At 69.6% G+C, this 23136-nt stretch carries 23 protein-coding genes; 18 read left to right on the forward strand and 5 right to left on the reverse strand.

Annotated features, from left to right (window positions below):
* Positions 1-11: 11 nt before the first annotated feature.
* The 13 genes from dop (at position 12) to Q1V88_RS14765 (ending at position 13252) form a co-directional block, all read left to right on the forward strand.
* Positions 12-1529 carry a depupylase/deamidase Dop gene (dop, locus tag Q1V88_RS14705; RefSeq protein ID WP_300682040.1) on the forward strand — a complete coding sequence of 506 codons (1518 nt, stop codon included), beginning with the start codon at positions 12-14 and terminating at the stop codon, positions 1527-1529.
* 9 nt (positions 1530-1538) lie between these two features.
* A complete protein-coding gene (locus tag Q1V88_RS14710; RefSeq protein WP_300682041.1) occupies positions 1539-1736 on the forward strand; it encodes a ubiquitin-like protein Pup in 198 nt (65 codons plus the stop codon).
* Between the two features lie 3 nt (positions 1737-1739).
* On the forward strand, positions 1740-2597 hold the full coding sequence (prcB, locus tag Q1V88_RS14715) for a proteasome subunit beta (RefSeq protein WP_300682042.1): 858 nt from the start codon (positions 1740-1742) through the stop codon (positions 2595-2597).
* Positions 2597-3304, forward strand: a complete 708-nt coding sequence (gene prcA / locus Q1V88_RS14720; protein WP_300682043.1) for a proteasome subunit alpha — start codon at positions 2597-2599, stop codon at positions 3302-3304. Before prcB ends, prcA begins: the two co-directional genes overlap by 1 nt.
* 9 nt (positions 3305-3313) lie before the next feature.
* Positions 3314-4675 (forward strand): Pup--protein ligase, encoded by a 1362-nt coding sequence (pafA, locus tag Q1V88_RS14725; RefSeq protein WP_300682044.1) that lies wholly within the window; start codon positions 3314-3316, stop codon positions 4673-4675.
* Positions 4676-4743: 68 nt separating this feature from the next.
* Positions 4744-5724 carry an FKBP-type peptidyl-prolyl cis-trans isomerase gene (locus Q1V88_RS14730; protein ID WP_300682045.1) on the forward strand — a complete coding sequence of 327 codons (981 nt, stop codon included), beginning with the start codon at positions 4744-4746 and terminating at the stop codon, positions 5722-5724.
* 94 nt (positions 5725-5818) lie between these two features.
* Positions 5819-6283 (forward strand): FKBP-type peptidyl-prolyl cis-trans isomerase, encoded by a 465-nt coding sequence (locus Q1V88_RS14735; protein WP_300682046.1) that lies wholly within the window; start codon positions 5819-5821, stop codon positions 6281-6283.
* 64 nt (positions 6284-6347) lie between these two features.
* On the forward strand, positions 6348-7292 hold the full coding sequence (locus Q1V88_RS14740) for a WYL domain-containing protein (RefSeq protein ID WP_300682047.1): 945 nt from the start codon (positions 6348-6350) through the stop codon (positions 7290-7292).
* Positions 7289-8275, forward strand: a complete 987-nt coding sequence (locus tag Q1V88_RS14745; protein ID WP_300682048.1) for a YafY family protein — start codon at positions 7289-7291, stop codon at positions 8273-8275. The genes Q1V88_RS14740 and Q1V88_RS14745 overlap by 4 nt, the downstream gene beginning before the upstream one ends.
* Positions 8276-8321: 46 nt before the next feature.
* Positions 8322-8651: a twin-arginine translocase TatA/TatE family subunit gene (gene tatA, locus Q1V88_RS14750; RefSeq protein ID WP_300682049.1), complete on the forward strand. Its 330-nt coding sequence runs from the start codon at positions 8322-8324 to the stop codon at positions 8649-8651.
* 79 nt (positions 8652-8730) lie between these two features.
* A complete protein-coding gene (tatC, locus tag Q1V88_RS14755) occupies positions 8731-9504 on the forward strand; it encodes a twin-arginine translocase subunit TatC (RefSeq protein ID WP_300682050.1) in 774 nt (257 codons plus the stop codon).
* A gap of 43 nt (positions 9505-9547) precedes the next feature.
* Complete coding sequence (locus Q1V88_RS14760) at positions 9548-10423, forward strand: YegS/Rv2252/BmrU family lipid kinase (RefSeq protein WP_300682051.1); 876 nt, start codon at positions 9548-9550, stop codon at positions 10421-10423.
* Between the two features lie 42 nt (positions 10424-10465).
* Positions 10466-13252: a DEAD/DEAH box helicase gene (locus Q1V88_RS14765; RefSeq protein WP_300682052.1), complete on the forward strand. Its 2787-nt coding sequence runs from the start codon at positions 10466-10468 to the stop codon at positions 13250-13252.
* An 11-nt stretch (positions 13253-13263) separates the two neighbouring features.
* Here the strand turns inward: Q1V88_RS14765 and Q1V88_RS14770 are convergent, their stop codons facing one another.
* Positions 13264-14184: a 5'-3' exonuclease gene (locus Q1V88_RS14770; RefSeq protein WP_300682053.1), complete on the reverse strand. Its 921-nt coding sequence runs from the start codon at positions 14182-14184 to the stop codon at positions 13264-13266.
* Between the two features lie 54 nt (positions 14185-14238).
* On the opposite strand from Q1V88_RS14770, the gene lnt reads away from it, so the two are divergent.
* Entirely contained in the window at positions 14239-15780 is a 1542-nt protein-coding gene (gene lnt / locus Q1V88_RS14775; protein WP_300682054.1) for an apolipoprotein N-acyltransferase, read from the forward strand.
* 42 nt (positions 15781-15822) lie between these two features.
* Positions 15823-16602: a polyprenol monophosphomannose synthase gene (locus Q1V88_RS14780; RefSeq protein ID WP_300682055.1), complete on the forward strand. Its 780-nt coding sequence runs from the start codon at positions 15823-15825 to the stop codon at positions 16600-16602.
* A gap of 77 nt (positions 16603-16679) precedes the next feature.
* On the opposite strand, the gene Q1V88_RS14785 is transcribed toward Q1V88_RS14780, so the two are convergent.
* From Q1V88_RS14785 to Q1V88_RS14800, 4 genes are all read right to left on the reverse strand, one after another.
* Positions 16680-17066, reverse strand: a complete 387-nt coding sequence (locus Q1V88_RS14785) for an RNA polymerase-binding protein RbpA (RefSeq protein WP_300682056.1) — start codon at positions 17064-17066, stop codon at positions 16680-16682.
* Between the two features lie 398 nt (positions 17067-17464).
* Positions 17465-18865, reverse strand: a complete 1401-nt coding sequence (locus Q1V88_RS14790) for an MFS transporter (RefSeq protein ID WP_300682057.1) — start codon at positions 18863-18865, stop codon at positions 17465-17467.
* The gene (locus Q1V88_RS14795) at positions 18862-19614 is read right to left on the reverse strand and encodes a glycerophosphodiester phosphodiesterase family protein (RefSeq protein ID WP_300682058.1); all 753 of its coding nucleotides are present in this window, start codon (positions 19612-19614) and stop codon (positions 18862-18864) included. The genes Q1V88_RS14790 and Q1V88_RS14795 overlap by 4 nt, the downstream gene beginning before the upstream one ends.
* 35 nt (positions 19615-19649) lie before the next feature.
* A complete protein-coding gene (locus Q1V88_RS14800) occupies positions 19650-21203 on the reverse strand; it encodes a UDP-N-acetylglucosamine 1-carboxyvinyltransferase (RefSeq protein ID WP_300682059.1) in 1554 nt (517 codons plus the stop codon).
* Between the two features lie 38 nt (positions 21204-21241).
* Here Q1V88_RS14800 and Q1V88_RS14805 point away from each other — a divergent pair, with 38 nt between their 5' ends.
* The 3 genes from Q1V88_RS14805 to Q1V88_RS14815 are packed head-to-tail and all read left to right on the forward strand — an operon-like array spanning position 21242 to position 23130.
* Positions 21242-22258 carry a zinc-binding dehydrogenase gene (locus tag Q1V88_RS14805; RefSeq protein ID WP_300682060.1) on the forward strand — a complete coding sequence of 339 codons (1017 nt, stop codon included), beginning with the start codon at positions 21242-21244 and terminating at the stop codon, positions 22256-22258.
* A 10-nt stretch (positions 22259-22268) separates the two neighbouring features.
* Positions 22269-22712: a helix-turn-helix transcriptional regulator gene (locus Q1V88_RS14810; protein ID WP_300682061.1), complete on the forward strand. Its 444-nt coding sequence runs from the start codon at positions 22269-22271 to the stop codon at positions 22710-22712.
* Between the two features lie 10 nt (positions 22713-22722).
* On the forward strand, positions 22723-23130 hold the full coding sequence (locus Q1V88_RS14815; protein WP_300682062.1) for a VOC family protein: 408 nt from the start codon (positions 22723-22725) through the stop codon (positions 23128-23130).
* The last annotated feature ends 6 nt before the right edge of the window (positions 23131-23136 follow it).

Consider the following 23136-nt stretch of genomic DNA (forward strand, 5'->3'; position numbering starts at 1 on the left):
GGGGCGTTCCCATGTCCGTCGAGCGGGTGATGGGGACCGAGGTCGAGTACGGCATCTCGGTGGTGGGGAACCCGAAGGCCAACCCGATGGTGGCCTCGTCCCAGGTGGTCAACGCCTATGCCACCGCCGAGCTGCGTGCCCGGCGTGCGCGGTGGGACTTCGAGGAGGAGTCGCCGCTGCGTGATGCCCGGGGCTTCGACCTATCTCGGGCCAACGCCGACCCGAGCCAGCTCACCGACGAGGACCTCGGCCTGGCCAACGTGATCCTGACCAACGGTGCCCGGCTCTACGTCGACCACGCCCACCCGGAGTACTCCACCCCGGAGGTGACCACGCCGCTGGACATCGTCAGGTTCGACAAGGCCGGCGAGCAGGTGATGCTGCGCGCCGCCCAGCTCGCGGCGCACCTGCCGGGCAACCCGGCGATCACGCTCTACAAGAACAACACCGACAACAAGGGTGCCTCCTACGGCGCCCACGAGAACTACCTGATGCGGCGCTCGACGCCGTTCGCCCGGATCGTGCACGACCTGATCCCGTTCTTCGTCAGTCGCCAGGTGGTCGCCGGCGCCGGTCGGGTCGGGATCGGTGCCGACGGGCGCCACCACGGCTTCCAGATCTCGCAGCGCGCCGACTTCTTCGAGGTCGAGGTGGGGTTGGAGACCACCCTGAAGCGTCCGATCATCAATACCCGTGACGAGCCGCACGCCGACCCCGAACGTTGGCGCCGGCTGCACGTGATCATCGGCGACGCCAATCTCGCCGAGGTGTCGACGTACCTCAAGGTCGGCACCACCGCACTGGTGCTCGCGATGATCGAGGAGAACGCGATCACCCGTGACCTCACCGTCGAGGGCCCGGTGGCGGCGCTGCGGGCAGTCTCGCACGACCCCACATTGCGTGAGCTGGTCACCCTGGCCGACGGCCGGCGGCTGACCGCGGTGCAGCTCCAGTTGGAGTACCTGGACCTGGCCCGGAAGTTCGTCGAGGACCGCTACGGCGCCGACGTCGACGCCCAGACCCGTGACGTGCTGACCCGCTGGGAGTCGGTGCTGGACCGGCTCGAGCACGATCCGATGTCGTGTGCGAGCGAGCTGGACTGGGTCGCCAAGCTCACGTTGCTCCAGTCCTACCGGGATCGCGACGGCCTGGACTGGGACGACGCCAAGCTGCACCTGATCGACCTGCAGTACAGCGACGTCCGACCCGAGAAGGGGCTCTACCACCGGCTGGTGAAGGCGGGCCGGATCGAGCGGCTGCTCGACGACGCGACGGTCGCGGCCGCCGTGCACGAGCCGCCGACCGAGACCCGGGCCTACTTCCGCGGCGAGTGCCTGCGGCGCTTCCCCTGCGAGGTCGCCGCGGCCTCGTGGGACTCGGTCATCTTCGACCTGCCCGGACGCGACTCCCTGCAGCGCATCCCCACGCCCGACCCGCTGCGAGGCACGCAACGCCACGTCGGCGACCTGCTGGACCGGGTCCAGAACGCGTCGGAATTGTTCACTGCGTTGACCGAATCGAAAGGCTAGGTTGGAGTCATGGCACAGGAGCAGAAGCACTCGGCAGGGTCGGCTCAGGAGAAGGATCAGGCCGAGGCGACCACCGAGACCGACCTTGCCGAACGCAAGGAGTCGCTCGACGCGGACGTCGACGACATCCTCGACGAGATCGACGACGTCCTGGAGAACAACGCCGAAGACTTCGTGAAGTCCTTCATCCAGAAGGGCGGGGAGTGATCCTTGTCCGACTCCCGCATTCCGGCGAGCTACATGGCGCCGGGGACCTCGTCCTTCGCCGACTTCCTCTCCGCACACGCACCGGATCTGATGCCGGCGCGCCGTGATCTGGGCGGCAGCGCCGCCGGTGACCTGGCGCCCCACGGCACCACGATCGTCGCGCTGACCTTCCCCGGCGGCGTGATCCTGGCCGGTGACCGACGCGCCACGATGGGCAACCTGATCGCCCAGCGCGACATCCAGAAGGTCTTCCCAGCCGACGAGTTCTCCGCGGTCGGCATCGCCGGCACCGCCGGACTCGCGGTCGAGATGGTCAAGCTCTTCCAGGTCGAGCTCGAGCACTACGAGAAGATCGAGGGCTCGGTGCTCTCCCTGGACGGCAAGGCCAACCGGCTGGCCGCCCTGATCCGGCAGAACCTGGGCATGGCGATGCAGGGCCTCGCGGTCGTGCCGCTCTTCGCGGGCTTCGACCTCGCCACCGGGCAGGGCCGGATCTTCTCGTACGACGTCACCGGCGGCCGCTACGAGGAGACCGGGTTCCACTCCGTCGGCTCGGGCTCGCTCTTCGCCCGCGGTGCGCTGAAGAAGCTCTACCGCCCCGACCTGTCCGAGGCTGCTGCGGTCGAGGCCGTCATCCAGGCGCTCTACGACGCCGCCGACGACGACTCCGCGACCGGCGGCCCCGACCTGACCCGCCGGATCTTCCCGGTGATCCAGGTGATCACCGCCGAGGGCGGGCGTCGTCTCGACGACGCCACCGTGGGGGAGGTGGCCGACCGGGTGGTCGGCGGCCGGATGATCCGGCCGGACGGTCCGCGCGCGCCGCTGACCGGCGGCCCGAGCAGCGAGGGAGACGCCTGATGGCCACACCGTTCTACGTCAGCCCCGAGCAGCTGATGAAGGACCGCGCCGACTTCGCCCGCAAGGGCATCTCGCGCGGTCGCTCCGTGGTCGCGGTGCACTACCGCGACGGCTACGTCTTCGCCTCGGAGAACCCATCGGCGGCGCTGCACAAGGTCTCCGAGCTCTACGACCGGATCGCCTTCGCGGCGGTGGGCCGCTACAACGAGTTCGAGAACCTTCGGATCGCCGGTGTCCGGCTGGCCGACATGCGCGGCTACGCCTACGACCGACGCGACGTGACGGGCCGCGGTCTGGCCAACGCCTACGCGCAGACCCTGGGCACGATCTTCTCCAGCGGGGCCGAGAAGCCCTACGAGGTGGAGATCTTCGTCGGCGAGATCGGCGACAGCATCGAGACCGACCAGCTCTACCGCCTCACCTACGACGGCCAGGTCGCCGATGAGCACGGCTTCGCGGTGATGGGCGGTGCCGCCGACGTGGTGGGCGGCTACCTCAAGGAGCGCTACACCTCCGGCCTCGACCTGGCCGGTGCCCTCGGGCTCGCGGTCGCGGCCCTGGGCCACACCGAGACCGAGGACCGGCGGCTGGCGGTCAAGGACCTCGAGGTCGCGGTGCTGGACCGTTCCCGCAGCCAGATCCGGAAGTTCTCCCGGCTGAGCGCGCCACGCCTGGAAAGCCTCCTGGGCCGCGCGGGCGCGGAGTAGGGTCACGTCATGGAGCGCCGGATCTTTGGCATCGAGAACGAGTACGGCGTCACCTGCACGTTCCACGGCCAGCGCCGGCTCAGCCCCGACGAGGTGGCGCGCTACCTCTTCCGCAAGGTCGTGTCGTGGGGGCGCTCCAGCAACGTCTTCCTCAAGAACGGCGCCCGGCTCTATCTCGACGTCGGCTCCCACCCGGAGTACGCGACCCCCGAGTGCGACGACATCGTCGAGCTGGTCACCCACGACAAGGCCGGTGAGCGGACCCTGGAGGGCCTGCTGGTCGACGCCGAGCAGCGGCTCCACGACGAGGGCATCGCCGGGGAGATCTACCTGTTCAAGAACAACACCGACTCCGCCGGGAACTCCTACGGCTGCCACGAGAACTACCTGGTCGCCAGGTCGGGGGAGTTCACCCGCCTGGCCGACGTGCTGATCCCGTTCCTGGTCACCCGGCAGATCATCGTCGGGGCGGGCAAGGTCACCCAGACCCCGCGCGGGGCGTCGTACGCCGTCTCCCAGCGTGCCGAGCACATCTGGGAGGGGGTCTCGAGCGCGACCACCCGGTCGCGTCCGATCATCAACACCCGCGACGAGCCGCACGCCGACGCCGAGAAGTACCGCCGCCTGCACGTCATCGTCGGTGACTCGAACATGTCCGAGACCACCACGATGCTCAAGGTCGCCTCGGCGGACCTGGTGCTGCGGATGATCGAGGAGGGCGTCGTGATGCGGGACATGACCCTGGAGAACCCGATCCGCGCGATCCGTGAGATCGCCCACGACATGACCGGTCGGCGCAAGGTCAGGCTGGCCAACGGCCGTGAGGCGAGCGCCCTGGAGATCCAGGGCGAGTACCTGAGCAAGGCCCGGGACTTCGTCGATCGGCGCCAGCTCTCCACGCCGCTGATCGAGCGGGCGCTGGACCTGTGGGAGCGCGGGCTCAAGGCGATCGAGTCCGACGACCTGTCGCTGGTCGAGCGCGAGATCGACTGGGTGATCAAGTGGAAGCTGATCGACCGCTACCGCGCCAAGCACGGTCTGTCGATGAGCAGCCCGCGGGTGGCCCAGCTCGACCTGGCGTATCACGACATCCGGCGTGACCGGGGCCTGTACTACCTGCTGGAGCGCAAGGGCGCGGTCGCCCGGGTGGCCGAGGACCTGCGGATCTTCGAGGCCAAGTCGGTGCCGCCACAGAGCACCCGGGCACGGCTGCGCGGGGAATTCATCAAGAACGCCCAGGAGAAGCGGCGTGACTTCACCGTCGACTGGGTGCACCTCAAGCTCAACGACCAGGCCCAGCGCACCGTGCTGTGCAAGGACCCGTTCCGGGCGGTCGACGAGCGCGTGGAGCGCCTGATCGAGAGCATGTGAGCCCCGAAGATGCCCTGTTCGGGAGATTCCCTGGGTAACTCTCAGGTACGCCCGTTAGGGTGGCCCGCGTGTTTCCTGCCAAGCGCGTAGCTGCCCTCCTCATCCCAGCGACCCTCCTCCTCGGAGCCTGCGGCGATAAGTCCGTCGGTCTCGGGGACAAGACGATCGACGGCTGGAAGGCGGTGTCGATCTCGGGTGAGGTCGGCAAGGCGCCCACGGTGAAGTGGAACGGCCAGATGTCCCAGGTCGACAAGACCGAGAAGAAGACGCTGGTCGCGGGCACGGGCGACACGGTCAAGAAGGGTGACGCGGTCAACGCGTACATCTGGGTCGGCGACGGCTACTCCAAGAAGGAGTCCTACAGCGACTTCACCAAGGGTGACTCCGAGGTGCTGACCGCTGACACCAAGTCGCTGAGCAAGGTCTTCTCCGACCTGCTGATCGGCTCCAAGATCGGTTCGCGCGAGGTCGCCATCGCCAGCGCCACCGACGTCTTCGGCGAGGCCGGCAACGCCTCGCTCGGCATCGCCAACGAGGACCCGCTGGTGATCATCGTCGACATCGTCTCCAAGGCCGTCACCACGCCGACCGACACGTCGGCCGACAAGCTGCCCAAGGTCGAGACGAACAAGAAGGGTGTCGTCACCGGCCTCAACTTCAAGGGCCTGACCAAGCCCGACCCGACCAACGGCCCGTTCCTGCGCGCCACCATCAAGCAGGGCACCGGCGCTGTGGTGACCGAGGACGACAAGGTCAAGGTCAACTACCTCGGCATGGTGTACGGCGGCAAGAAGCCGTTCGACGAGTCGTACTCGAAGAAGGCCGTCGAGTTCGGCCTGAGCGAGGTCGTCAAGGGCTGGACCTACGGCCTCAAGGGCGTCAAGGTCGGCAGCCGCGTCGTCCTGGAGATCCCGCCGATCCTCGGCTACGGCTCCACCGACCAGAGCTCCAACGGCATCCCCGCCAACAGCACGCTCTACTTCGTCGTCGACATCCTGAGCGCGACCAAGGCCTCGGCCAGCGCCTCGCCGTCGGCCAGCGCCCAGTAGTTCTCATCGCCTCGAGCCCGCATCCCACCGTTCGGTGGGGTGCGGGCTCGTCGCATGTCAGGATCAGAGTGATCCCCGTCCAGGAGGCACCGAGATGACGTACAGCCAGACGCCGCCCGTCCTCGACCTGCCCGCCGCTGCCCTGCCTCGGGTGATCCTGCGTCACGGCATCGTCGTCGGCCTGGACGTCACCGGCCTGGCGGCGCCCGCTACCTCCAGCACCACCGTGCTGCGCACCACCCTGCGTCGCGGCACCAGCGCCCTGGTCGAGGGCACGGGCACTGTCACCCTGGACTATCTCTGCCTCCGGTACGGCGCCGAGCGACCGCTCGACCAGACCTACGGCTCGACGCCGACCACCTTCGCGATCGACGACCTGATCCCCGGCCTGCGGGCGGGGCTGGTCGGGGTCCGCGTCGGCAGCCGAGTGGTGCTGCAGATCCCGCCGGACGCGGCTTATGCCGACACCCCGGCCGAGGACCTGGGCTTCCCGCCGACCAGCACCGTCTGTTTCGTCGTCGACGTGATCGGCACCGACAGCGCCGCGGCTCAGGCGTGACACGCTAGCCTGATCCGGTGCTACCCCGGACTCGTGGGACGCAGCTGTTCGAGGGAGGGTGTCGATGAGTGCCGCCAAGTCCGAGCGGTTGATGAACCTGCTGATCATGCTGCTCGTGCAGAAGCGGTTCGTCTCCAAGGAGCGGATCCGCGAGGCGCTCTACCCCGAGGCCTCCGACGAGGCGTTCGAGAAGATGTTCGAGCGCGACAAGGAGGAGCTGCGCAGCCTGGGCGCTCCGATCGAGGTCGGCACCGAGGATCCGCTGTTCGGGGACGAGGCCGGCTACCGGATCAGCGCCGACGACTTCCAGCTGCCCGAGATCGTCCTGGACGCCGAGGAGGCGGCGATCGTGTCGGTCGCGACCCGGGTCTGGGACCACGCCGGGATGGCCCAGGCCGCCGGCCAGGCGGGGCGCAAGCTGTCCGCCGATGCCGAGCCCGCCGACGCCGCGGACCTCGCGGCCCTGGACCTGGTGGTGCCACGGTTGGGCGCCGACGAGCCGTCGTACGAGAGCTTCGTCGAGGCGGCCTGGACGCGCACCCCGGTGCGGTTCGACTACGCCCGGGTCGGCCAGGACCCGGCCCGGCGTCGGCTGGAGCCGTGGGGCGTGGTCCGTTCCTCGGGGCGGTGGTACGTGGTCGGGCGTGACATGGACCGCGGTGAGCAGCGTGTCTTCCGGCTCTCCCGCGTGGTCGGCGCCGTCGTGGCGACGGGGGAGCCGGCCAGCTTCACCCGCCCCGCCGGGGTGGACGCCGCCGAGATCGTACGCCGGCTCGCGCCGCCCGCCCCTGCGGTGAGCGCCACCCTCCTGGTCCGACCGGGCACCGGGCACTCGCTGCGCCGCGACGCGACCGTGGAGCACGAGGGGGAGTGGGACCGGGTGACGCTCTCGCGCGGCTCCTACGACCTGGCCGCCGAGGTCCTGGCGCACGGCGCCGACGTGCTGGTCGTCGAGCCGGTCGAGCTGCGTGAGCAGATCCTGGCGCGGCTGACGGGGGTGTCGGCATGAGCGCTCCCAAGGCGTCGTACGGCTCCAAGGACCAGATCGCGCGGCTGCTGGCCCTCGTGCCCTACCTGCATGCGCGCGGTGAGATCCGGCTGAGCGAGGCGGCGCAGATGCTCGGCGTGCCCGAGCGCCAGGTCACCAAGGACCTCAAGGTGCTGTGGATGTGCGGCCTGCCGGGCGGGATGCCCGACGACCTGATCGATGTCGACATGGAGGCGCTGGAGGGCGCTGACGGCGACCGGGTGATCCGGATCCAGAACGCCGACTACCTCGCCCGTCCGCTGCGGCTCTCGCCCACGGAGGCGACCGCGTTGATCGTGGCCCTGCGTGCGATGCGCGACGGCGCCGGGGAGGGCACCCGCGAGGTGATCGACAGGGCACTGGGCAAGCTGGAGCAGGCCGCTGCCGACGCCGCGCCCCTAGTCCACGCCGGCACCACCACCGACGACGAGGCCGCCGCGATCCGGCAGAGCCTGGAACGCGCGCTGCGCGAGGGGCGCCAGGTCACCATCACGTACTACGTCCCGACCCGCGACGAGGAGTCGGAGCGGACCATCGATCCGCACCAGATCACCCGTGCCCACCAGGCGGAGTACGTCGACGCGTGGTGCCATCTCGCCGAGGCACCGCGCTGGTTCCGCCTCGATCGGATCCGGCGGGTCGACGTACTCGACACGCCGATCACGTCGGCGTCGACGGCACGCACGCTGGACGGCGACTCCGAGACGGCGCTGCTCGGCTCCGACGGCACGCTCGCCACCGTCGAGCTGGCGCCGCAGGCGCAGTGGATCACCGAGTACTACCCGGTCGAGGCGGTGCGCCAGCTCGGCGACGGGCGGTGCCAGGCCGACCTGCTGGTCGCCGACCCGCAGTGGCTGGTCAGGCTCGCGCTCCGCAGTGCACCGCACGTGCAGATCGTGGGTCCCCAGGAGTTCACCGATCTGTTCCATGCCACCGTGGGCCGCATTGAGGCTCTCTATAGGTAGGCGCAGTACCATGAAGGCGACCATCCATCTCTAGGGAGACCACGACATGACCCCGCTCCTTGCCGGTCTCGGCACCCAAGAACTCGTCCTGATCTTCTTGGTCGTGATTCTGCTCTTCGGTGCGTCGAAGCTCCCCGAGCTCGCTCGTGGCTCCGGCCGCGCGCTGCGCATCTTCAAGGCCGAGACCAAGGGCCTCATCGACGATGCGGACGAGACCAAGGCCAAGCACGACGACGTCATCGACGCCATCGAGGTGACCCCGTCGATCGACGTGCAGAAGAGCGACCTAGACCGTCGCCAGGCCGAGCTCGACCTCGAGCGTCGCCAGGCTGAGCTCGACGCTGAGCGTGCGCGGCTGAACAAGCCCAACAGCTGACGGCACCTCTGTGTCGATCGCCGGCATGGTCGACCTCCTGCGAGGTCGACCCCGCCAACCTGTGGGCGAGGGCGGCCGGATGGCCCTCGCCGATCACTTCCGCGAGGTCCGTGCGCGGCTGCTCCGATCGGTCCTGCTCTGGATCGTCCTCTTCATCGTCGCGTTGGTCTTCTACAACGACCTGCTCGAGCTGATCATCCATCCCTACAACCGGGCGATGGAGCTGCTCAACCACAAGGTCGACAGCAAGCTGGTCGTCAGCGGCGTCACCGCCGGTCTGACCCTGCAGCTCAAGCTCTGCGGTGTGCTGGCCCTGATCGCGTCCAGCCCGTACTGGCTCTTCCAGATCTGGCGCTTCATCGTCCCGGGTCTGCACCCCCAGGAGCGCAAGTGGTCGCGGGTCTTCGCCGCGATCGCCGGACCGCTCTTCTTCCTGGGCGTCGCGGTGGGCTGGTGGGTGCTCCCCAAGGGCGTCCAGGTCCTGGTCGGCTTCACTCCGGTGCACGCCGAGAACCTGGTCGACTTCGGCGAGTTCTTCAGCTTCACCACCCGGATGCTGCTGATCTTCGGCGTCGCGTTCGAGATCCCGCTCTTCGTGGTGATGCTCAACCTCGCCGGTCTGGTGACCGGTCGCAAGCTCGGCCAGCTCCGGCCGTGGATCATCATCGGCACGATGGTCTTCGCCGCGGTCGCGACCCCGTCGACGGACCCGTTCTCGATGCTGATGCTGGCGATCCCGATGCTGGTGCTGTTCCTGATCGCGGAGATCCTGGCCAGGATCGTCGACCGGGCGCGCGGTCGACGGAAGGTCACGACCGACACCTGGGACGACGACCAGATCTCGCCTCTCTGAGGCCCGTTCACCGTACGCCGACCCGCGCCGATAGTCTGCGAGCGTGTCGCGCACGTACGCCCTCCTGCCCGGACCTCACTCCGGGAGGCGCCACCGACCCGAGGCGGTCGGGATCGTCGCGGAGGCGCTCGGTGGGGCCGGGATCGCCACGACCGTGGTCCAGGGTGTCGATGCGGCCGACACCACCGCACGGCTGCGGGCTACGGTCGAGAGCGGGATCGACGGCGTCGTCGTGCTCGGTGGCGACGGGATGGTCAACATCGCGATTCAGGTGCTGGCCGAGAGCGACGTACCGCTCGGGATCATCCCGATGGGCACCGGCAACGACACCGCCCGGGCGCTGGGCCTGCCGCTGAAGTCCATCGCAGACGCGGCGGCGGTGGTCGCCGCGGGCCGGACGCGGACGATCGACCTGGCCCGCAGCGGCGAGCGCTACTTCGCGACCGTGATGGCGGCCGGGTTCGACGCCGCCGTCAACGAGCGGGCCAACCAGATGCGCTGGCCGCGCGGGCAGAGCCGCTACAGCCTGGCGATCGTGGCGGTGCTGGCCAAGTTCAGGCCGATCCCGTACACCCTCGAGCTCGACGGCGTCACGCGGCGCGTCGACGCAATGCTGGTCTCGATCGGCAACGCCGACTCGATGGGTGGCGGGCTCAAGGTCACCCACGGGGCGGACCTGGCCGACGGGCTGCTCGACGTCGTGCTCTTCACCGCCGTCCCGCGTCGAGAGCTGGTGCGCAACTACCCGAAGCTCTACACCGGTGGGCACGTCACCCATCCGGCGTACGAGCGCCACCGCGTCCGCCGGGTGACGGTCGCGGCACCCGGGGTGGTCGCCTTCGCCGACGGCGAGCGATTCGGGGCCCTGCCGCTCACCGTCGAGGTGGCACCGGCGGCGCTGCGCGTGTTCGTGCGCTGAGCCTGCACTCCGCCGTTCACCGCGCTGGCGTAGGTTTGACCTATGGCAACCGATGCTGCTGACGAGTTGTCCCCGGCTCAGCGCTACGCGCAGTTCACGCGAGGCAAGGCCCACCCGATCTTCGCCGACTTCGTCGGCTTCCTGCCCTATCCGCTCGACGACTTCCAGGTCCGTGCCTGCCACGAGATCGAGGACGGGCGCGGCGTGCTGGTCGCCGCGCCGACCGGCTCGGGCAAGACGATCGTGGGGGAGTTCGCGATCCACCTCGCCCTGGCCACGGGACGCAAGGCGTTCTACACGACGCCGATCAAGGCGCTGTCGAACCAGAAATACCACGACCTCGTCGAACGCTACGGCCCCGACCAGGTCGGCCTGCTGACCGGCGACAACACGGTCAACGGGGAGGCCCCGATCGTCGTGATGACGACCGAGGTGCTGCGCAACATGCTGTACGCCGGCTCCTCGACGCTGCTCGGCCTCGGGTTCGTCGTGATGGACGAGGTGCACTACCTCGCCGATCGCTCCCGTGGCGCGGTGTGGGAGGAGGTCATCATCCACCTGCCCGAGTCGGTGACGTTGGTGTCACTGAGCGCGACGGTCTCCAACGCCGAGGAGTTCGGCGAGTGGCTCCAGACCGTCCGCGGTGCGACCACCACGATCCTGGAGGAGCGCCGGCCGGTGCCGCTCTACCAGCACGTCATGGTCGGCAAGAAGCTGATGGACCTCTTCGCCTCCTCCGACGTCGACGCGGCCGCCGGCTTCGTCAAGGAGGGCGCCCCGGTCAACGGGGACCTGCTCCGGGTAGCCCGCGACGACTGGGCCTCGAGCAAGCTCAAGGACCGCCGCACCGCACGGGACAAGCGCAAGCCCGGCCAGCGCAACGTCGGCAACGGCCGCCGGGTCTGGATCCCCAGCCGGGTCGACGTGATCGACGCCCTCGACCGTGCTCGGCTGCTCCCGGCGATCGTCTTCGTCTTCAGCCGGGTCGGCTGCGACGCCGCCGTGCAGCAGTGTCTGGCCGCCAACGTGAAGCTCACCTCCCTGGAGGAGCGCGACGAGATCTTCGAGTTCGTCGAGGAGGCCTGCGCCGACCTGCCCGTCGAGGACCGGCACGTGCTGGGCTACCACGACTGGCTCGACGCCCTGACCCGCGGCGTGGCTGCCCACCATGCCGGGATGCTGCCGGCGTTCAAGCAGGTCGTCGAGACGCTCTACATCCGCGGACTGATCAAGGTCGTCTTCGCGACCGAGACGCTCGCGCTCGGGATCAACATGCCCGCCCGCACCGTGGTGATCGAGAAGCTCACCAAGTGGAACGGCGAGACCCACGCCGACCTGACGCCGGGGGAGTACACCCAGCTCACCGGCCGTGCCGGACGACGCGGCCTGGACACCGAGGGTCACGGCGTCGTGCTCTGGCAGCCGGGGATGAATCCGGCCGAGGTCGCCGGACTCGCCTCCACCCGGACCTACCCCCTGCGGAGCAGCTTCAGGCCGTCGTACAACATGGCGGTCAACCTGGTCCACCAGTTCGGCCGCGCCCGGTCCCGGGAGCTGCTGGAGCAGAGCTTCGCGCAGTTCCAGGCCGACAAGGCGGTGGTCGGCCTGGCCCGTCAGCTCAAGAAGGCCGAGGACTCCCTCGACGGCTACCGCGAGGCGGCCACCTGCGAGCTGGGCGACTTCATGGAGTACGCCGACCTGCGTCGGCAGATCTCCGAGGTGGAGAAGAACGCCTCGCGCGTACGGCGGATCGACCAGCGCGACGAGATCCTGGACTCCCTGGAGCGGCTCAAGCCCGGTGACGTGATCGAGGTGCCGACCGGCAAGTTCGCCGGCTACGCCGTGGTGCTCGACGCCGGCTTCGACCGGGACAACCCGCGGCCCTACGTGCTGACCCTGGACCGTCAGGCACGCCGGCTGGCGCTGATGGACTTCAACGTGCCGGTCGCGGCGCTGACCCGGATCCGGGTGCCGAAGAACTTCAACGGCCGCAACCCGCAGGCCCGCCGTGACCTGGCCGCCTTCCTCCACCAGCGCAGTCGTGACCTGCCGCGCGGGGGCGGGGACCGGCCGCGGCGTTCGGCCGTGCCCTCAGGTGTTGAGGCCGAGATCGCCGCGCTGCGCACCCAGCTCAAGGCGCACCCGTGCCACGGCTGCCCCGACCGCGAGGACCACGCCCGCTGGGCCGAGCGCTGGTTCAAGCTGCGTCGTGACGCCGCCACCCTGGAGCGTCGGGTCGAGTCGCGGACCAATACCGTGGCGCGGCAGTTCGACAGGGTCTGTGACGTGCTCACCGCGCTGGGCTACCTGGACGGCGAGGAGGTCACCCCGATCGGGGCACCGCTGATGCGGCTGTACTCCGAGCTCGACCTGGTCGCCGCCGAGGCACTGCGTGACGGTCTGCTCGACGGGCTGCGCCCCTCCGAGCTGGCCTCGGTGCTCTCCATCCTGGTCTTCGAGGCCCGGCGCCCCGACGACGCCTCGGCCCCGCACCTGCCCGGTGGGCGGGTCAAGGACGTGATCGCGGAGATGGTGCGGCTGTGGGGCCAGCTCGACGCCCTGGAGCGCGACAACCGGCTCGACTTCCTGCGTCCGCCGGACCTGGGCTTCGCCTACGCCGCGTTCCGCTGGGCCGAGGGCGACGACCTCGACGAGGTGCTGCGCGAGATCGACCTGGCCGCCGGTGACTTCGTGCGCTGGATGAAGCAGCTGATCGACCTGTGCGGTCAGGTCGCCAACGCCACCCAGAGTGCCGAGGTACGCCATGCGGCCCGGTCCGCGGTGGACCAGCTCAAGCGCGGCGTGGTGGCCTACTCCGGTCTGGAGTAGGCGCTCGGCGCCTAGCGCGTGAGTGCCTCGGTCAGCCGGGCGACCGAGCCGGAGAGGTTCCAGCGTTCGGCCAGCTCGGCCAGCCGCTCGGGGTCACGCGGGCTGCGGGGTGCCGCCAGACCCTCGGCCGAGACCGGCACGTCGCGGGCCACCGCCACCACCGTCGGGGCGCTGGCCAGGTAGTCGCTCGCAGCCAGGATCTTCGCCCGCGGGCCTGCCTTCATCGCCGAGGCCGGGTCGGCGGCCGCAGCGGCGATGCCGTCCAGGGTGCCGTACTCGGCCAGCAGCGTCGCCGCGGTCTTCTCCCCGACCCCGGCCACCCCGGGAAGACCGTCGGAGGCGTCGCCGCGGAGCGTGGCGAAGTCGGCGTACTGGTCGGGCCGGACGGCGTACTTGCCCTGCACCCAGGCGGCGTCGACCCGCTCGTGCTTGGAGACGCCGCGGGCGATGTAGAGCACCCGGACCTCGTGCTCGTCGTCGACCAGCTGGAAGAGGTCACGGTCACCGGTGACGACGTCGACCGGCAGGTCGGCGCCGGTGGCCAGGGTGCCGATCACGTCGTCGGCCTCGTAGTGGTCGGCACCGCGCACCGCGATCCCGAACGCGTCCAGCACGTCGAGAATGATCGGCACCTGGACCTGGAGCGGGTCGGGCACCTCCTCGACGTCCGGGGTGCCCGCGGCGGTGACCTCGACCACCCGATGGGCCTTGTACGTCGGCAGCAGGTCGACCCGCCACTGCGGGCGCCAGTCGTTGTCCCAGCAGCACACCAGCTCACTGGGGGTGTACTCGGTGACCAGGCGCGCGGTGAAGTCGAGCAGCCCCCGCACCGCGTTGACCGGAGTGCCGTCGGCGGCCACCACTTCGGGCACGCCGTAGAAGGCGCGGAAGTAGAGGCTGGCCGTGTCGAGGAGGAGGCGCCGCGATGTCACATCGGCATCCAATCACGCCCCCCGCGAGGCCACCATTCGCGTAGCGTCACCGGTGTGCCGCGCCGCCTCCCGCTCGCCTTCGGGCGAACCGTCGCGGCGTCGATCGCCGGGGTGATCGTCAGCCTCGGGTTCGCGCCGGTGGGCTGGTGGTGGCTGGTGCCGGTCGGGGTGGCGATCCTGTTCGTCGCCGTGCGTGGGGCGCGGGCCGGCCTCGGGGCGGTGTGCGGAGCGGCGTACGGCTTCCGCTTCCTGGCCTGCCATGCCGACTGGATGCGTGCGGTCAGCGATGCGGCGTGGCTGGCCCTGGGTGCCGCGAACGCCGTCTACTACGCCCTGATCGGGCTGGTGGCGGGCTGGGCCTGGCGACGCCGCGGGAGTCCGCTGTGGCTGGCACTGGGCTGGACCAGTGTGGAGGGACTGCGGGCGTCGTGGCCGTTCGGCGGGATGCCGTGGGGGCAGCTGGCCTTCGCCTCGATCGACACCCCGATGCAACGCTTGCTGCCGTACGTCGGCACGGTCGGCACCACCGCGCTGATCGCCCTGCTGGCGGCGCTGCTGGCCCGTCTCGTGGTGCTGAGAGAGCCGTATCGCGTCGCCGTGTCGCTCTCGCCGGGCACGGCGACAGGGATCGTGCTGATCGTGGTCGTGACCGGGGCTGCCTGGCTGGTCCCGTGGCAGGCGGCCACCGTGGGTCACTGGGACGTCGTGGTGGTCCAGCCCGGGCTGCAGGCGACGTCGATCGGTCAGCAGCACTACGCGCTCACGCAGCGGCTCGCCGACGCCACCACGGCCCTGGCGCGGGCGGTGGCTGCGGGGGAGTCGACGCGCCCCGACCTGGTGGTGTGGCCGGAGAACTCGACAGCCGTCGATCCGCTCCACGACTCCGAGGACCACGGCGTGATTAGCCAAGCGGTGGAGGCGATCGGCGTGCCGATCCTGGTCGGCGCGATGATCGACGACGGCCCGACCCGGGTGCTCAACCAGGGGATCGTGTGGGAGCCCGACGGCACCACCGAGCAGCGCTACACGAAGCGGCACCCGGTGCCGTGGGGTGAGTACCTGCCGCTGCGGTCGGTGCTCGGATGGCTGCACTTCGGCACCGTCCTGCCGGGACGGAACATGGTCGCCGGGCCGCGCCCCACACCGTTGCGGATCGCCGGCGTGAGCGTCGCCGACGCGATCTGCTTCGACATCGCCCACGACGACGTCGTGCTCGACCAGGTCGGCGACGGCGCTCAGGTGGTCACGGTGCAGACCTCCAACGCCGCCTTCCGCGGCACCGCCCAGCTGCGCCAGCAGTTCGACATCACTCGGGTGCGGGCTCTGGAGACCGGCCGGACGGTGCTGGTCTCGGCGCTCAACGGGATCAGTGGGGTGATCCGCCCCGATGGCTCGGCGGCCCAGGAGGTGGACGGCGACGGCCCTGCGACGCTCCGGGTCGACGTACCGCTGCGGAGCGCGCGAACCCCGGCGGTGCTCGCCGGTGCCTGGACCTGGCGGGCGATGGCGTTGGTCACGCTGGCGGGGCTGGTCGCCTCGGGCGCGCGCGGCCGTCGACGGGCCGGGGTGGCGCGAAGGTCAGGTTCGGTGGCCTGACCGCGTACCGTTGACCCGATCACCACTTTCTGAGGAGACGGTTTGAGCAACGCGGGTGCCCCTGGAACCGGGCTCGGTCGCGCCATCATCGTGATGCCGACGTACAACGAGTCCGAGAACCTCACCTGGATCGTCGGCCGCCTGCGCCGCGCGCAGCCGGACGTGGACGTCCTCGTCGTCGACGACGGGTCGCCCGACGGCACCGGTCAGATGGCCGACCAGCTCGCCGCCGAGGACTCGCAGATCCACGTCCTGCACCGGACCGAGAAGGCCGGCCTCGGCGCCGCCTACCTGCACGGCTTCGGCTGGGCACTGGACCAGGGGTACGACGTCATCGGAGAGATGGACGCCGACGGGTCGCACCAGCCCGAGGAGCTGCACCTGCTCTTCGACGCCCTCCAGCACGCCGACCTCGTGATCGGATCGCGCTGGGTCCCCGGCGGCTCGGTGGTGAACTGGCCGCTGCGGCGTGAGGCGCTGTCGCGCTGCGGCAATCTCTACGTCCGGATGCTGCTCGGGATCAAGGTCCGCGACGCCACGGCCGGCTTCCGGCTCTTCCGTCGCGAGACCCTGGAGAAGATCGACCTGTCCAAGGTCGAGTCCACCGGGTACGTCTTCCAGACCGACATGGTCACCCGTGCGCTCGGCGCCGGGCTGACGGTGGCCGAGGTCCCGATCCAGTTCGTCGAGCGGGTCCGCGGCAACTCGAAGATGAGTGGTGCGGTCGCCGCGGAGTCGATGAAGCGCGTCACGGCGTGGGGGATCAAGGAGCGCAAGGCGCAGCTGCGCCGTCTGCGCACCCGTCTGACCAAGAAGGCCTGAGCCGGCTCAGGCTGGACGACGAAGGGCCCGGCTCAGGAACTCCCGAGCCGGGCCCTTCGTCGTGTGACCCTGACGGGTCAGACGCTGGCCTTCTTGGCGCGCTTGCTCGGCCGGTGCAGGTGCGCCGGGCCGATCTCGCCGTCACGGAGAAGCTCCAGGCGCTCCTTGAGGATCGCCTCCAGCTCCTTCTCCGAACGACGTTCCAGCAGCATGTCCCAGTGCGTGCGGACGGGCTTCTCGACCTTGTCCTCGACGGGATTGCCCGCGACGTTCAAGGCCTCCTGGCCGCAGCGTGGGCACTCCCACACCGCCGGGATGTCCGCTTCGTCGGACATCGTGATCTCAAACTCATGTCCCTGTGGGCACCGGTAGCCCACCTGCTGACGACCCGCGAACTCGATGCCGCGTTCGTCCTCAAAACTCTGACCCCCGAGACGGGCTCCTCGTAGTGTGCGCTCTGCCATGGCACACCCCCCTTCAGAAGTAACCAACGGTAGCGACCCGTTCAATGTTCCGAAAGGGTGAGAGTCACACACGCCGAATTCCGGGTAAACCACCGCCGAGATCCGGGTTCGCCACGCGCGAGATCCGGGTTTGCCACCGCCGACTTCCGGGTTTGCCACTGCCGAGATCCGGATCGCTCACGCTTTGGTCGTACGTCGGGGTGCGCGGGGCCCGTTCCTGTGCACGCTCCGGGGGGACACGCCGAGCGGATCGGCGTGTCGCGTTCCGAGGGCGCACGAACCGATCACTCGTGGTGAACCCGGAAGTGGGCGGTGGTGAACCCGGAAGTGGGCGGTGGTGAACCCGGGATTCGGCGGTGGTGAACCCGGGATTCGGCGGTGGTGAACCCGGGATTCGGTCAGACGACGGCGGGGACCGTGTTGCCCGCCTCGGCGATCCCGCGCCGCGGGTCGAGGCGCAGCAGGAAGAACAGACCGAGCACGAAGAAGACGATCAGGGAGACGATCGCGGGGCGGTAGGAGCCGCTGAGCTGGAACACCACGCCGAACAGGAGCGTGCCGAACCACGACGTACCCCGCTCGGCGGCGTTGTAGAGAGCGAAGTACTCGCCCTCGCGGCCGCACGGGATGAAGAGGCTGTAGAACGAGCGGGACAGGGCCTGCGTGCCGCCCATCACCAGGGCGATGGCGACGCCGATCAGCAGGAACAGGGCGATGTTCTCCCGGGGCAGGAACATCGCCAGCACCACGATCGCCATCCAGGCCACCGTGCCCCAGACCAGGCAGCGGTAGGCGCCGTAGCGCGCCGCGAAGCGGCCGAAGAACAGCGCCCCGCCGAAGGCGACGAACTGGATCATCAGGATCGCCGCGATCAGCACCGACTGCTCGAAGCCGAGCTGCTTGGAGCCGTAGATCGAGGCGCTGTAGATCACCGTCTGGATGCCGTCGTTGTAGAACAGGTACGCCAGCAGGAACGTCAGCGTCATCGGGTAGTTCTTGAGGTCGCGCAGGGTGGCGAAGAGCTGCCCGAAGCTGCGCTTCATCAGGCCGCCCGAGACCGGCCCGTCGGTCCGTGCGGGGTAGTTCCGCAGCCGCAGCACCGGCACCAGGGTGAACGCCGCCCACCACACCGCGGCACTGAGCAGCGAGAGCCTGACGGCCAGCTCCTTGTCCAGACCGATCGCGGAGTGGCCCAGCACCATGCCGAGGTTGATCAGCAGCAGCAGGCCACCGCCGAGGTAGCCGAACGCCCAACCGCGCGCGGAGACGGCATCGCGCTCCCACTCCTCGGAGATGTCGACCATGATCGCGTAGTACGAGACCAGCGAGCACCCGCCCAGGATCGACGAGGCGACGACGGCGAACGCGCCGAGCTGCCAGTGGTCACCGGAGAGGAAGAACAGCAGCGCCGCGAAGAGCGCACCCGACCAGGCGAACCACGCCATGTGCCACTTCTTGCGGCCACTGCGGTCGACCAGGGTGCCGACGATCGGCAGCAGGAACGCACTCGCGATGGTCGCGAAGGAGGTGAGGTACGACGGCAGGGAGCCGGCCGCCAGGTGCAGGCCCAGCAGGTCCACGGTCTTGCGGCAGGTGTCGTCGGGCTCGGTGCCGCAGCCCGCGGCACGTCCGGCGACGGTGATCATCAGCGGCCCGAACAGCACCGTCAGGACGGTGGTGTAGAACGCCGAGTTCGCCCAGTCGTACCAGTTCCACGCCTTCTGCTCCCGGCGACGGCGTACGACGGCCAGGTCGGCGATCGGCGGCGCGACCGCCCCCGGCGTTGCTCCGTGCTTCACGAGCCCTCCCATTGGCCGCGGTGGATGAGGACATCCTTGAGGATGTCGGTGCGATCCGTCATCAGGCCGTCGACGCCGCGGTCGAGCAGCACGGCCATCTCGTCGGGATCGTCGATCGTCCAGACGTGCACCTGGAGACAGTTGGCGTGCGCGCGCCGGATCAGCCCGGGGTTGGCGACCACGACCCCACGCTGGCGGTGCGGGATCTGCAGCGCCATCGGTCCGCGCAGAGCACGCAGCGGCCGCGACAGGGGAGAGGCGAGGTAGGCGACGATCTCGGCCGGGTGGGCGCTGGTGGGCACCGCACCGGCGGTCAGGGAGCGGAACCGACCCAGCTCGCGTCCGGAGAACGAGCCCACCGTCAGCCGCGATCCGAGCCCACGCCGCTGGACCAACGCCGCCAGGGCCGCCGCGGTGCCGGGCGCCTTGAGATCGATGTTGAACCGTACGCCGTCCGGGAGCGCGTCCAGCAGGTCGTCGAGCAGCGGCACCGGTTCGGTGCCGCCGATCCGAGCCTGCGCGATCTCGGCGTACGGCAGCTGCGCGATCACCCCGACCGCATCGGTGACGCGGTCGAGCACCGCGTCGTGGAAGGCGATCAGCCGTCCGTCAGCGGTCAGGTGGACGTCGGTCTCGAGGTCGCGGTAGCCCAGCGAGACGGCGTGCTGGAACGCTCGCAGGGTGTTCTCATGCCCGATCAGATCGGGGTGATGTGCTCCACCCCGATGGGCGAATGCGCGGATGGCCACGGGCTGAGGGTAGTACCGCTCGGCGCCGGTCGAGCTCAGTTCGAGATGTCGCGGAACGGCTCGATCTGGGCGCCGAGCTCGTTGAGCCGCTCGGCCAGATCCTCGTACCCCCGCGAGATCACGTACGTCGACCGGAGCACGCTGGTGCCCTTGGCGGCCAGCATCGCGAGCAGGATCACCACGGCGGGCCGCAGCGCGGGCGGGCAGACGATCTCGGCGGCGGAGAAGCGGGTCGGGCCCTCGACCATCACCCGGTGCGGGTCGAGCAGCTTGACCTGGCCGGCGAGCTTGTTGAGCTCGGTCAGGTAGATCGCGCGGTTCTCGTAGACCCAGTCGTGCAGCAGGGTCTGGCCGCTGGCGACAGCGGCGATGACGGCGAAGAACGGCAGGTTGTCGATGTTGAGGCCGGGGAACGGCATCGGGTGGATCTTGTCGTGCGGCGCGTGCAGCACCGAGTGCTTGGTGGTGATGTCGACGAGGCGGGTGTGGCCGTTGTTGGCCAGGTACTCCTCGGAGCGCTCGTAGCGGAAGCCCATCTCCTCCAGGGTGGCGAGCTCGATCTCCATGAACTCGATCGGAACCCGGCGGATGGTGATCTCGGAGTCGGTGACGATCGCCGCGGCGAGCAGGCTCATCGCCTCGATCGGGTCCTCGCTGGGGGCGTAGTCCACGTCGACGTCGATGCTGTCGAGGCCGGTCACGGTCAGGGTGGTGGTGCCGATCCCATCGACGCCGACGCCGAGCTTGCGCAGGTAGAAGCACAGGTCCTGGACCATGTAGTTCGAGCTGGCGTTGCGGATGACGGTGGTGCCCGGGTGCAGTGCTGCGGCCATCAGGGCGTTCTCGGTGACGGTGTCGCCACGCTCGGTGAGCACGATCGGGCGACCCGGGGTGATGGTGCGGTCGACGTTGGCCTGGTAGGCCCCGTCGGTGGCCTTGACCGCCAGGCCGAAGGCACGCAGGGCGGCCATGTGCGGCTCGACGGTGCGCTCGCCGAGGTTGCAGCCGCCGGCGTACGGCAGCTGGAAGGACTCGGCGCGGTGCAGCAACGGACCGAGGAACATGATCACCGAGCGGGTACGGCGGGCTGCCTCCTCGTCTACAGCGTCGAGGCGCAGCTCGCGCGGCGGGACGATCTCGAGGTCGTTGTCCTCGTTGAGCCAGCGGGTCTGCACGCCGAGGCTGTTGAGCACCTCGATGAGCCGGTTGACCTCCTCGATCCGGGCGACCTTGCGCAGGATCGTGCGGCCCTTGTTGAGCAGGGAGGCGCACAGCAGGGCGACGCCGGCGTTCTTCGAGGTCTTGACGTCGATGGTGCCCGACAGGGTGGTCGGGCCGGTGACGCGCAGGTGCACCGGGCCGGCGCCCAGGGAGACGATCTCGGAGTCCACGGCTGCGCCGATCCGGGCGATCATCTCGAGGGTCAGGTTCTGCTGGCCGCTCTCGATCCGCGCGATCGCGCTCTGCGAGGTGCCCAGGCGCTCGGCGAGCTGGGTCTGGGTGAGGCCGCGGTGGGTCCGCGCGTCTCGGATGAGATTTCCGATCCGGTCCTTGTAACCTTCAGTGGAGGGTGCACCCGTCGTACTCATAACAGCCACGTTAACTCATATGTGAGATAGTGCCTAACATGCTCGCTACGACTCTCCACGACATTCGTACGATCAGCTTCACCGAGATGCCCGATCCGGTCATCAAGCTGCCCACCGACGCCATCGTCAAGGTGATCGCGTCGTGCATCTGCGGCTCGGACCTGTGGCCCTACCGTGGCGAGAACGGCCCGATCGACGGCGCCCGCACCATCGGCCACGAGTGTCTCGGCGAGGTCGTCGAGATCGGTGCCGACGTGCGCGGCTTCCAGGTCGGCGACCGTGTGATCGTGCCGTTCGACCACTGCGACAACACCTGTCCGCACTGCCTGGCCGGCTTCCAGAGCGTGTGCGAGAACGTCGGCTTCACCACCTCTGGCCAGGCCGAGCTCACTCGAGTGACGCAGGCCGACGGCACCCTGGTGCGCCTGCCCGAGACCGACGACGCGCTGCTGCCGCACCTGCTGACCCTCTCCGACGTCTTCCCGACCGGCTTCCACGCCGCGACCAGCGCTCGGGTCAGCGCCGGCGACACGGTCGTGGTCGTCGGTGACGGCGCCGTCGGCCTGCTCGGCGTGCTCTCGGCCAAGCTCCTCGGCGCCGAGCGGATCATCGCCATGTCGCGCCACGAGCCGCGCCAGAAGCTCGCCCGCGCGTTCGGTGCCACCGACATCGTCGCGGCCCGAGGCGCGGAGGGCGAGGCCGAGGTCGCCGAGCTCACCCGTGGCCTCGGTGCCGACGCGGTGCTGGAGTGCGTCGGCACCGGTGCGGCGATGGACACTGCCTTCACCGTGGCCCGCCCCGGCGCGATGGTCGGCTTCGTCGGCGCCCCGCACGGCGTCACGCTGCCGGTGCGCCAGATGTTCGACAAGAACGTCGGCCTCTTCGGCGGGATGGCGCCGGTGCGGCGCTACGTCCCCGAGCTGCTCCCGCTGGTGCTGGACGGCACCGCTCGCCCCGGCCTGGTCTTCGACTCGGTTCTGCCGATGAGCCAGGCGGCGGAGGGCTACCGGCAGATGGACGAGCGCGAGGCGATCAAGGTCTTCCTCCAGCCGTGAGGGCGCACCCGTGACGGCGCCGGTGTCGCCGCAGCAGCGGCTCGAGGACCTCGCCCGGCTCCGTCGGGTGCGGGACCGGATCGACCGCGAGTTCGCCCAGCCACTCGACGTGGAGGCGCTCGCCCACGGCGTACACCTGTCGGCGGGGCACCTGAGCCGGCAGTTCAAGGAGGCCTACGGCGAGTCGCCGTACTCCTATCTCATGACCCGCCGGATCGAACGGGCGATGGCCCTGCTGCGCCGCGGCGACCTGAGCGTCACCGACATCTGCTTCGCCGTCGGCTTCTCCTCCCTCGGCACCTTCTCGACGCGGTTCTCCGAGCTGGTCGGGATGTCGCCGAGCCGCTACCGGGCTGCGGTCGAGGCCGGCGAGATGGACCTGCCCTCGTGCGTGGTCAAGGCCGTCACACGACCGGTCAGGAATCGAGAAGTGCCGGCCGGGACCAGGCCCTAGCGTGGATGCCATGAGCCTTTCACTGCACTCCACGTTCCTGCCCCAGACCGACCCCGAGGCCACGATCGCGTTCTACCGCGACGCGCTCGGCTTCGAGGTCCGCAACGACGTCGGCTACGGCGACCTGCACTGGATCACCGTCGGCCCGGCCGACCAGCCCGACGTCAACCTCGTCCTCGAGCCGCCGGCCATGGACCCGGGCCTCAACGACGCCGAGAAGCAGACCATCGCCGAGTTGATGGCCAAGGGCTGCTACGCCCGACTGATCCTCGGGGTCGAGGACCTCGACGCCACCTTCGAGAAGATCCAGGCCACCGGCGCCGAGGTCATCCAGGAGCCCACCGACCAGCCGTACGGCGTGCGCGACTGCGCCTTCCGTGACCCGTCGGGCAACCACATCCGCATCAACCAGATCTGACACCCG

The organism is Nocardioides sp. (assembly GCF_030150155.1).
Lineage (GTDB): Bacteria > Actinomycetota > Actinomycetes > Propionibacteriales > Nocardioidaceae > Nocardioides.

What these genes read in the sequence shown, in the direction of transcription:
- dop (WP_300682040.1), top strand. Translation starts at nt 12, where the DNA reads ATGTCCGTCGAGCGGGTGATGGGGACCGAGGTCGAGTACGGCATCTCG.
- Q1V88_RS14710 (WP_300682041.1), top strand. Translation starts at nt 1,539, where the DNA reads ATGGCACAGGAGCAGAAGCACTCGGCAGGGTCGGCTCAGGAGAAGGAT.
- prcA (WP_300682043.1), top strand. Translation starts at nt 2,597, where the DNA reads ATGGCCACACCGTTCTACGTCAGCCCCGAGCAGCTGATGAAGGACCGC.
- pafA (WP_300682044.1), top strand. Translation starts at nt 3,314, where the DNA reads ATGGAGCGCCGGATCTTTGGCATCGAGAACGAGTACGGCGTCACCTGC.
- Q1V88_RS14735 (WP_300682046.1), top strand. Translation starts at nt 5,819, where the DNA reads ATGACGTACAGCCAGACGCCGCCCGTCCTCGACCTGCCCGCCGCTGCC.
- Q1V88_RS14740 (WP_300682047.1), top strand. Translation starts at nt 6,348, where the DNA reads ATGAGTGCCGCCAAGTCCGAGCGGTTGATGAACCTGCTGATCATGCTG.
- Q1V88_RS14745 (WP_300682048.1), top strand. Translation starts at nt 7,289, where the DNA reads ATGAGCGCTCCCAAGGCGTCGTACGGCTCCAAGGACCAGATCGCGCGG.
- tatA (WP_300682049.1), top strand. Translation starts at nt 8,322, where the DNA reads ATGACCCCGCTCCTTGCCGGTCTCGGCACCCAAGAACTCGTCCTGATC.
- tatC (WP_300682050.1), top strand. Translation starts at nt 8,731, where the DNA reads ATGGCCCTCGCCGATCACTTCCGCGAGGTCCGTGCGCGGCTGCTCCGA.
- Q1V88_RS14765 (WP_300682052.1), top strand. Translation starts at nt 10,466, where the DNA reads ATGGCAACCGATGCTGCTGACGAGTTGTCCCCGGCTCAGCGCTACGCG.
- Q1V88_RS14785 (WP_300682056.1), bottom strand. Translation starts at nt 17,066, where the DNA reads ATGGCAGAGCGCACACTACGAGGAGCCCGTCTCGGGGGTCAGAGTTTT.
- Q1V88_RS14800 (WP_300682059.1), bottom strand. Translation starts at nt 21,203, where the DNA reads ATGAGTACGACGGGTGCACCCTCCACTGAAGGTTACAAGGACCGGATC.
- Q1V88_RS14805 (WP_300682060.1), top strand. Translation starts at nt 21,242, where the DNA reads ATGCTCGCTACGACTCTCCACGACATTCGTACGATCAGCTTCACCGAG.
- Q1V88_RS14815 (WP_300682062.1), top strand. Translation starts at nt 22,723, where the DNA reads ATGAGCCTTTCACTGCACTCCACGTTCCTGCCCCAGACCGACCCCGAG.